Raw genomic sequence first — 9,356 nt, forward strand, 5'->3', positions numbered from 1 at the left:
ATGGATGATATTTTATTTGGGAACAATAATCAGGCAACAATCAATCGTCTTGCCAAAAGAAGCTACCGCGCTAATAAGCAGAGAAATGTTTTCGTTACCATCGCATTATTCTTGACCGCCTTTATGATTACATCTGTATTTAGTTTGGGGTGCAGTTATTTTGAAACCTATCAAATGCAGCAAATTCGTGCGATGGGCACGACTGCGGATGTGGCAATTACAAGCCTCTCAGAAGAACAATATGAAGAATTGAGCCGATCCAGCTTGGTATCCGTAGTTGGTGTCAGTCAGAGATTGGGCAGCATTGATACATCTGGAATGGACGATGCCCTGCTGAGTATTACCTGGATAGACGAAACAGAATGGCAAGAACACCGTGTACCAACAATTTCGGATATACACGGAGATTATCCGCAAGCAAAAAATGAAATTATGCTCCCTACATGGGCTTTGCGTGCAATGGGGATTGATGATCCACAGATAGGGATGAATATTTCCCTTTCCTATCAACTCGGAACAGATTATCAATATATCTCCGATGAATTTGTTTTGTCGGGCTATTACACAGATTATTCGGCTTCACGTGCAGGCAACCGTGGTGCCGCTTATGTTTCGGAGCTTTTTGCAACACAAACAGGGCTTCCCTTTGATAGTGTGTCTACCGCAATGATTTCTTTTTCTGATGACAGTAATGCCCTGCGATCCTGTGAAAAACTAAAACGGAAGATTTCGTTTACAGAAAGTCAGTCCTTTGAAATTGTACCTATTGCTCAGAGCAATTCCACCACCATTGTTCTTCCACTGGCTGCTATTATCGTCTTTATCATTATCAGCGGCTATTTGCTGATTTATAACATTCTGTATATCTCAATTTCAAGAGATACACAATTCTATGGACAGCTTAAAACGATAGGCACGACAAAAAGACAAATCAAGCGGATCGTGCGTTCTCAAATATTCAGAACGGCGGTGATCGGTATTCCCAGCGGCCTGATTGTCGGTGGTATTGTTTCGCTTGGACTTGTTCCGTTTGCCATGAATATGATGTACTCAAGCGATACAGACCTTGGGGAGATAGTGTCCTTTTCCCCCATTATTTTTGCGGGTGCCGCAATCTTCACATTTTTTACTGCAATCATCGGCAGCATGAAACCAGCGAAAATAGCTGCAAGTATTTCTCCTGTTGCGGCTTCACGCTATACGGAGGCAAATACAAGGAGTTACCGAGATCATAAGAGCCATAGAACAAAATTATCTCGGATGGCACGAGATAATATTTTTAGAAACCCTAAAAGCGCTTTCCTTACTTTTGCGTCCTTATTTTTAGGCTTAATATTGTTTTTGGTTTCTGCTGGTCTACTATCAAGCCTAAGTCCCGACAATTTTGTAAATCAATGGGGAGAAAGTGATTTCGCATTGACTTACAGCATTTCCGAAGAAGGAAACCTGCTCTCTGATGAAATGTTGCAGCAAATTGAAACAATGCAGGGAATTGAAAATCTGCGCGTCACTTATTCTGCTTCACCGTGGCCCACTATGGATGTCATTTACGACGAAAATGTATTCGGGAAATATATTGATTCCTTGGATGGCATATCAGGTCTTGATTTTTCAAATGCGGAAACACGAAAAAACTATACAGATAATTTTTGGAGCGGCGTTTACGGAATAGATTCCAGATATATCGAAGAACTTAATAAAACGCTTGATAAGCCTATTGACTTAACCGCCTTTGAAAAGGGAGAGTTGGTGGTTTTGTCCGCTATGACGGATGATGAGGGAAACCTATTGATTCAGCCAGGGCAAGCAATCACCGTTGTCGGTGAGTCCGGGGAACAGGTCTTTACAGTGGCAACTGGCTTTCTGGACGCTGATTTTCAGAATGGTCGAGGAAATGAGAGAGGTACTGCCCCTGATTTGTATATCAGTGAGCAGGCAATAGAGAAGTTGTCTGGAGAAACCAAAATCTTTCGGATTGCTTTTGATACGATTGATAGCAGTTATGACAAAGGGATTATGGAGCAGCTTCAATCCATTACTGCTTCGTCACCGGGCATTACGATTCTGTCACGATATGAAAAGCAGCAAGAAATGGCCGGATATTTGCTGACCTCAAGGATTATAGCCGCAGGGTTGTCCGCTGTATTTTTGCTGATAGGAATTATGAATTTCATTAACACAATGGTTGTTAGTGTAAATACTCGGAAACATGAATTTGCAACACTTGAAAGTATAGGAATGACGAAAAAGCAAATTAGAAATGTATTGCTTTGGGAAGGCGGGTATTATTGGAGTATTTCTTTCCTACTGCTTGCCACACTGGGAACAGCGATATATATTCCAATATACTCAGCCTTTAGAAGAATGGTTCCTTATGCAGCTTTTCACTATCCTGTAATTTCTCTGTTGGTTGTCGCAGCTATTGTTTTGCTGGTCTGCTTGGCAACCCCCGTCATAACTTTCATGCAAAATGTTAAGCAAAGCGTTGTAGAGAGACTGCGGCAGAATTAAATATTTGCGATGAAAACCGGGAGATTATTCTCCCGGTTTTTCAAATCTCACAGGTTCGTGAGATTTCAGCCCATTATTCTGTCGAAACAGCGTGTGTCAGTGACATTTCTGTGAGGATTGCTTGTTAAGATAAGCGCAAAAGGAACAAGCTGCCGCACGACGGCAAAAGAAAAAAAGCCGTCGTACAGCAGCCTATCAACACGCCCATTTGAAACGGCGGCTTTGATTTTCAGAGCCGCCGTTTCTTTGCGTCTACACAAACCAATGACGACTTGTAGGGACACGGTAGCCGATGGGAGGTTATTTTGCCGTGTTCATTTTATTATTTCATTGTTCGCGTGATCTGCACCAGCTAAAAAAAGCGTAGCCCCTCCGTCGGAGCAGTCCGGTTTTGAACATGAAATTAAACAGTACATAACCGATAATACTTTTTCGTGCGCTTGTGCGGCCTTGTGTCGCACAGGCGCATTTTGCTTTCCAGACTTCGAGACAAAGTGTCCCGAGGTGCGGTGCCGTTCTCCGCCGTTACTCCATTTCGTTTCCGACCAACCCCGAACAAACTGAAATGGAGGATTTTACGATGACTACTATCAATTTGAAAGATTTTTATTATTGGTACACGCAGGATCAGCTTATCGAAGTTTCTGACGAGGTGGCCGAGGTATTCAAGGCCGATGCCCGCTATGAAATGGCCTACCAGCGGCGGCTCTCCCGGCACAAGGCGCAGTATTCTCTGGACTGCGATGACGGGATTGAATATTCCGCTTGCCTGCATGAGCCGACCCCGCAGGAGCTCCTTGAACGGATGGAAACCTTTCTTCGTCTGTGGAACGCTCTCAATTCTCTGCCGGAGATCCAGGGCCGCAGAATTGACGCACATATCATTCTTGGCAAGTCGATTAAGGAAATTGCCGAGGCCGAGGGCGTACATGAGGAGTCTATTCGCCAGTCGATCAAGCGTGGCCTTGAACGCATGAAAAAAACTTTTTGATTTTTTCTTCTTAACCCACTTGGAATTGATGAAAAAATGTCTCGGTTTATGAGAGGAGGTTTTCTTCCTAACGCGAGGGAATAACGGCAACCCTGAGTAAGTACGTGGAGCCAGACGGTGGGTGCGCGGTGACATTTCCCAAAAGAGATTGAGCGAACAACACCAACACTGTAAATGGGCCCGGCCATCCCAAGGCCATGATCCGGCGCTGAACAGGTTGGCTGCCTGTTCCTCCGGGCTTGTCGCTTTACTTGCGTTGAGAGCGCCGCACAGAAAATAACGATTGTCTTTGGACAGGCCAAGTAAATATGTGCGGCGCTCTCTAATATTCAAAAACTATAATAAACCTCGAGACAAAGTGTCCCAAGGTGGAGTAAGGCAACAGGCCAGCATCCCGGTGGTGCTGGCCTGTTGCGTTTCCCCACCAAACAGCGGGAGGCGTTCTATCAATCTGCGAAGGAGGTTTACCGTGAAATTAACTACACAGGAACTTGAACAAATGAGAAGCGTTGACATTGGCGCGGTGGCTGCCGAGTCCCTGCCTGATGTGAGCGGTATGACCTTTGACAATGCGCTTTCCCGAAAGGAGCGCATCTCTCGATTTTTGCAGACTGTCAAAAATCCATACTGCTTTTGCATCGGTGGTGTTGGCGTGAAAATTGAATTTGCTGAAAGCGGGCCATCTCTCCAAGACAAGCTGACGGATTTCCTGCTGCGGCAAAGAAGCGGGCTGTAACTTCGGTTACAGCTCGTTTTGCTTCTTCGAGACAAAGTGTCCCGAAGTGGAGGCATCCTTGTTGTCCTCCCCGGACAGAGTTATAATATAAGTGTAATGTGATAGGGAAGGAGGAACAATGGCACGAGCAAAAAACAGAGGGTATCAGCAGAGTTTCTCTCCCTCTTACACAATCCGCCGCTGGCGGCTGGGCATCTATATCCGGCTTTCAAAGGAAGATTTGAAAAAAGGAAAAGACGATAGCAACAGCGTAAAGAACCAGCGTGACCTACTGAACGATTTTTACCGACGCAACATTGACGAGTTTGAAAGTATCACGGAATATGTAGATGACGGACATACTGGAACGGACGCTAACCGTGAAGATTTTCAACGGCTCTTGGCGGATGTCATGAGTGGTAAAATCAACTGCGTTATAGTAAAAGACCTGTCCCGCTTCGCACGAAATTATAGCGATGCCGGAAGTTTGATCGACAACCTGTTTGTTCAAATGGGTGTTCGCTTTATCAGCCTTGCTGAGAATGTGGACAGCTACAAGAACCCCGACAGCGTTTCAAATATCATCGTTCCCATTACAAACGTGATGAACGATAATTACTGCTATCAGACTTCCAAAAAGATCCGGCAGGTATTTGATTACAAACGGCGCAACGGCCAGTATATCGGAGCATTTGCTCCTTACGGCTATGTAAAGCACCCAAAGGACAAGCACAGGCTGATTGTTGATCCCGATGCTGCTGAAAATGTCAAACTCATTTTCACAATGCTTATTCAAGGGTCATCAAAACGTGCTATCGCGTTGTACCTGAACGAACACGGCGTACCGAGCCCCTCGGCTTACAAGGTACAAAAGGGCTTGCCTGTTTCGACAAGAGGGTATGACGATCCTATGTGGGGAGCCCGCATGATCCACTCCATTCTTACCAATCCGACCTACACCGGGGACTTAGCCCAAGGCCGGAGCCGGGTGAAAAGCTACAAGGTACACCAGATTGAAGCTGTTCCCCGCGAGGAATGGGTGGAAGTGGCTGGAACACATGAGGCCATTATCGACTATGAAACTTTCGATAAGGTACAGGCTCTCTTACAGCGTGATACCCGTACTTCCCCGAAAGGCCGTGAGGTACATTTATTCAGCGGCTTTCTGAAATGTGCCGATTGCGGGCGGGCCATTACCCGATGCGTTAGCAAGAACAACAATGTATATTATTCTTGCTCAACCTACAAGAACCGTTCCCGGACAGCCTGCACCATGCACTCAATCAAGCATGAACGGCTGGAGGCTGCTGTTCTGTTCGCCGTACAGCATCAGGTACATTTAGCTGTTTCCTACTCAGAAATCGTAACGCAGATCAATTCCGCTCCAATCAAAAAAAGCCAGTCTTACCGACTGGACGATCTGATAGCTGCAAAAGAGCGGGAACTGATAAAGATAACACGCTACAAGCAATCTCTTTATCAGGACTGGAAAGACGGTGAAATCACCCAGCAGGAATACCGGGATATGAAGGCTGACTATGAACGGCAGACTTCTGATATTTCCGCGGTGCTTACCCGGCTGAACGCTGAACGCGCAGAACTGGCAAACGGTGTGGACAATGAGCATCCTGCACTGGTAGCCTTTATGAAGTATCAGAACATTGAAGCCCTCAACCGTGAAATCTTGGTTGAACTTGTGGACTATATCAAGGTCTATGAAAACGGCAATATCAGCGTGAAATTCAAATTTGCTGACGAGCTCCGCAAGATTGCCGAGTACATTGAAATCAACACTACGGAAGATACCGCAGTAGCGGGCTAACCCCCGCTACAAACCCCTTTGACAGTGTGTTTTCCTAATAGGCGCTAATCATATCATAATACTTCTGACTCTTTACTCCCCTCAAACCATGCTGCCAACGCTTTTTCTCAATACCCTGTTCAATACCTTGTTCTCTGCTTTCTTTCAGCATATCTTCTACCGCTTTGCACACATCAATCACCTCCGTCTCTTCTGGAATTTCTATGGGTGTATTTGTAATGGTCTTGATCACCACTGCTGCCTTCCGGTCGAGCATCATGCGCGGATTATCCTTTAAAATTTCTAATAGCTTTTTCTTATCCTTTGAATACCTGATATACTCCATAACTTCCCGCAGACTGGAAGAAAATTTCTCCAAATCTTCTTCGGTTAACCTTGCCGGGTCTATTAGATGAATCCGATAATCCTGCACGAAACGCAGCAGATTCTCGTCTTGAATGTTCATCATCTCATGCAGAGACAACGGCGCATCCCATGGATCTGTTCCGAAATGAATTACCAGTGTAATTACTGGTTTCAGGACATCGTCCTTATAGAATCCAGACAAATATTCTGCTTTTGTGTAATCATCTCCATGGTCTTTTTCCTGTTGTTTTGCACTTTTTCTGTTTTTTCGATGTCTTGCCGCAGTGTCTGTAACCTGTCTGCCATACTGTAAGGCATCGTATATCATATTTCGAACTGGCATCGCATAATGAATGTCTGTCTGGTTTTCAATTCCAAGAAGCAGATAATACGTTTCCACTTCCTGCATAATCACAGCTGTTTTCAATATATCCCGATATTTCTGGACCGGATCTTCTGTCATTTCGGTTGTCTCTTTTGCCTCTTTTCTCTCTTCTGTTGCGCCAAACGGTATGGCAATCTCTGTTGAATCAACTTCTGTCAGTTTTTCCGGATCAACAACTTTTTTCCCGTCATAGATCAAATAATTGAACGCATCTGCAAAAATGTTACTCTTTCGCATGTATGCTTTGGTAACAATGTCCGCTTTTCCCATGTGCATACGCCTCCTCAAAAATATTTCAGAGAAGTCTGCACCCCTTCCTGTTGTTTTTCATCTTATCACGAATTGGCAGCTCTATCAAGTTGGAAATACGAACTATGAACATGCTTCTTAAGATGTCACTATAACAAATTCACTACAATCCGATCTATCCCTCGCAGCCCATACATCTTCCCCATCGCTTCTGGCTCCTGCAAAACCGACAAATCAATCCCAAACAGCGAATTATATCTTCCTGCCATCCGCAGATGCTCCGGATATAAAAATGTCTGTTTTTCGCAAAACTCCGGGCATTTCCTCACCGGCGTCTGCGCGCCGCGGCTTCCTTTGATACACGCTGCATACATTGGACAATACTGCGAAGTATTTGTCTGATAAAAGGGAAGATGAAGACTGTTTTTCCCTTCTGGAAACTTCCTTGTACTGGTATCGCCGCAGCTCTCCCATTCATACCGTTCCATCCGAAATTCTTCTTTCAAATACTCCCGGTAAAATGCCGCGTGGACGCTGTTTTGTTCAAACAGTGTACGGTCCCCCAGCTTATAAGCCATCCGCGGATCTTTTTTCCGTTTGTTGAGCAGCACGCCAAGGCAGAGGGAAAACACCGGAAGCTGAGCTGCCAGATGGGCCGTTCCCCAGTCATTTACGACAATCTCGATGATTTTGTTCTTTTGTTCACACCATTCGACGAGACGCTGCAGCCGCTGCTGTGTTTCCAGCAGATTTCCTTCCAGTAAGAAAGGAAAGACCAGTGTAACCGCAAACGACTCCCGGCAGGCTTTATCCATCAGTGCGAACAGTTCCTCTTCCGTTGGTGCCAAATGCGGGCAGAAAGCATTTCCTATATAGAGCCGGTCTGGGTGAAAAATCGGCGGATCTGGAATCTGGTTTTTCCGAAAATAAGCATCAAAAAACACCGCACTTTCCATCGAAAGATACGCCGTATACCATTCCGGCCGGTCCAGTTCGAGCGCCAGCTCGACCGGCTGCCCAGGCTGCCCGGATTCCGCAAAGCCATTTTGCAATGCCGTAAATGTTTCCTTCCCGACCCCGGAAAACCATACCTTCTTCTGCTCTTCCAGGCTTTCCAGATGAAACGCGTCCTGCTCCGCAGGATATCCTGTCATCTCTTCTGCAAGCGCGGCATCATCGTCCTCCATTTTCCAGCGAATATACTGGCTGTATTGCAGGGCAAGGCGCTGTACCGCATTTTGATAATCTTCCTGTTCCGTGGCGAAGGTATAAACAACATCAAAATCTTCCTCTTTTTCCTGCAGAAAAGTCGCATCACGAAGAAGAATCCGCTGGTAGGATGCTGTTTTCTGATCGTAAAATGCCAGTTCCCACGGCGCATTTTTCTGCTCAACTGTAGTCGGTGTCGCAAGCCGGGTCTGAAAGCCATATTCTGAAATTGCCGTGATCCGCACTTCCTTATCTCCCCAGTATCCCGCCAGGATTCCGAACGGCAGCATGGAAATCCATGGCCATTGACTGATTTCTTTTTCCCGTTCTTTTTTCTGTTTCATTGATTCAAATCTCCCGTTTTCTGATACCATCCAGTATACCTGTTTTCCTGGAAAACTCAAATAAAAAAATCCACCCACGCCCGGAAGCAGTCTCACCAGAGACCTCCAAGTCATGGATGAATTTTTATTTTCTACCAAATATGTAGTTTGTTACATTATTTTTTCAGGCAAGCTCAGCAAATCTTATAAAGATATTTACGAAACTGCCTCTTTTGTAAACGTCTCAATCAACTCTTTGGCATCATCATATCCCTGGCCTTCCAGTTCTTTCTGATACCACTCGTCCACGCCGTCTACGGCCTGTTTGAACGAATCGATGTCCATATCCTCATAATTGGTAATGGCTACACCATTCTCATTCTGCCAGCGGTTCATGATTTCATCATCACCGGCGCGGTTAATCTCACGCTCGTACTGTGTTGCCAGACGACCGCACTCATCGATCACTTCCTGCTGCTCCGGTGTCATACTGTCATAAATGTCTCCGTTAATACAGAAGAACAGACAATCATAAATTGCATTCCACATCGAGCAGTACGGCTGTACTTCCTGTACGCTGGCTGCATCGATAGCAGGAAGTGGATTTTCCTGGCCTTCTACGGTTTTCTGCTGCAGGGCCGTGTAGGTCTCGGACCAGTTCATGTTGGTGGCATCGGCGCCCCAGCGTTTGTAGCACTCCATCAGCAGGTTGCTTCCTGCGACACGGATTTTCAGGTTCTTCATATCATCGACGGTTTTTACTTCCTGCTTGCTGTTGGTCAGCTGACGGAAACCGTTCTCGGCGA

7 protein-coding genes are annotated in these 9,356 nt (G+C 45.7%); 4 read left to right on the top strand and 3 right to left on the bottom strand.

Annotation, left to right across the window (positions count from 1 at the left end):
- From DWX32_RS04835 to DWX32_RS04855, 4 genes are all read left to right on the top strand, one after another.
- Positions 1-2,511 carry an ABC transporter permease gene (locus DWX32_RS04835; protein ID WP_117461332.1) on the top strand — a complete coding sequence of 837 codons (2,511 nt, stop codon included), beginning with the start codon at positions 1-3 and terminating at the stop codon, positions 2,509-2,511.
- A gap of 580 nt (positions 2,512-3,091) precedes the next feature.
- A complete protein-coding gene (locus DWX32_RS04845) occupies positions 3,092-3,502 on the top strand; it encodes a sigma-70 family RNA polymerase sigma factor (protein ID WP_014080198.1) in 411 nt (136 codons plus the stop codon).
- A gap of 469 nt (positions 3,503-3,971) precedes the next feature.
- Positions 3,972-4,238 (top strand): DUF6870 family protein, encoded by a 267-nt coding sequence (locus DWX32_RS04850; RefSeq protein ID WP_007884026.1) that lies wholly within the window; start codon positions 3,972-3,974, stop codon positions 4,236-4,238.
- A gap of 118 nt (positions 4,239-4,356) precedes the next feature.
- The gene (locus DWX32_RS04855; RefSeq protein WP_046438251.1) at positions 4,357-6,039 is read left to right on the top strand and encodes a recombinase family protein; all 1,683 of its coding nucleotides are present in this window, start codon (positions 4,357-4,359) and stop codon (positions 6,037-6,039) included.
- A gap of 34 nt (positions 6,040-6,073) precedes the next feature.
- Here the strand turns inward: DWX32_RS04855 and DWX32_RS04860 are convergent, their stop codons facing one another.
- The 3 genes from DWX32_RS04860 to dctP all read right to left on the bottom strand — a co-directional run.
- Positions 6,074-7,039, bottom strand: a complete 966-nt coding sequence (locus DWX32_RS04860; RefSeq protein WP_158578721.1) for an Rpn family recombination-promoting nuclease/putative transposase — start codon at positions 7,037-7,039, stop codon at positions 6,074-6,076.
- 128 nt (positions 7,040-7,167) lie between these two features.
- A complete protein-coding gene (locus DWX32_RS04865; RefSeq protein ID WP_147398224.1) occupies positions 7,168-8,571 on the bottom strand; it encodes a hypothetical protein in 1,404 nt (467 codons plus the stop codon).
- A gap of 195 nt (positions 8,572-8,766) precedes the next feature.
- A partial coding sequence (gene dctP / locus DWX32_RS20075; RefSeq protein WP_243037555.1) for a TRAP transporter substrate-binding protein DctP occupies positions 8,767-9,356 on the bottom strand: 590 nt, incomplete at its 5' end.

This window comes from Blautia sp. AF19-13LB, assembly GCF_003479105.1.
Classification (GTDB): Bacteria; Bacillota; Clostridia; order Lachnospirales; family Lachnospiraceae; genus Fusicatenibacter; species Fusicatenibacter saccharivorans.

What these genes read in the sequence shown, in the direction of transcription:
- DWX32_RS04835 (WP_117461332.1), top strand. Translation starts at nt 1, where the DNA reads ATGGATGATATTTTATTTGGGAACAATAATCAGGCAACAATCAATCGT.
- DWX32_RS04845 (WP_014080198.1), top strand. Translation starts at nt 3,092, where the DNA reads ATGACTACTATCAATTTGAAAGATTTTTATTATTGGTACACGCAGGAT.
- DWX32_RS04855 (WP_046438251.1), top strand. Translation starts at nt 4,357, where the DNA reads ATGGCACGAGCAAAAAACAGAGGGTATCAGCAGAGTTTCTCTCCCTCT.
- DWX32_RS04860 (WP_158578721.1), bottom strand. Translation starts at nt 7,039, where the DNA reads ATGGGAAAAGCGGACATTGTTACCAAAGCATACATGCGAAAGAGTAAC.
- DWX32_RS04865 (WP_147398224.1), bottom strand. Translation starts at nt 8,571, where the DNA reads ATGAAACAGAAAAAAGAACGGGAAAAAGAAATCAGTCAATGGCCATGG.